General features: G+C 65.9%; 1 protein-coding gene. It reads left to right on the forward strand.

Annotated features, from left to right (window positions below):
* The coding region (locus C7C45_RS33005; protein ID WP_146247492.1) for an endo-1,4-beta-xylanase at nucleotides 1-446 on the forward strand (446 nt) is incomplete at both ends.

Raw genomic sequence — 446 nt, forward strand, 5'->3', positions numbered from 1 at the left:
ATGAAGTGGGACGCGACCGAGCCGCAGCAGGGTCGGTTCAGCTACACCGGTGGTGATCGTCTGGTCAGTCACGCGCAGGCCAACGGCATGAGTGTGCGGGGTCATGCGTTGCTGTGGCACGCGCAGCAGCCGGGTTGGGCGCAGAGCATGTCGGGTACCGCGTTGCGCAACGCGGCGATCAACCACGTCACGCAGGTCGCCACTCACTTCCGGGGCAAGATCTACGCCTGGGACGTGGTGAACGAGGCGTTCGCCGACGGTGGTAGCGGTGGGCGGCGTGACTCGAACCTGCAGCGCACCGGCAATGACTGGATCGAGGCGGCGTTCCGGGCGGCGCGGGCGGCGGATCCGGGTGCGAAGTTGTGTTACAACGACTACAACACCGACGGGATCAACGCGAAGTCGACGGGGATCTACAACATGGTGCGGGACTTCCGGTCCCGTGG

Origin of the sequence: Micromonospora arborensis (assembly GCF_003205615.1) — a bacterium.
Taxonomy (GTDB): domain Bacteria; phylum Actinomycetota; class Actinomycetes; order Mycobacteriales; family Micromonosporaceae; genus Micromonospora; species Micromonospora arborensis.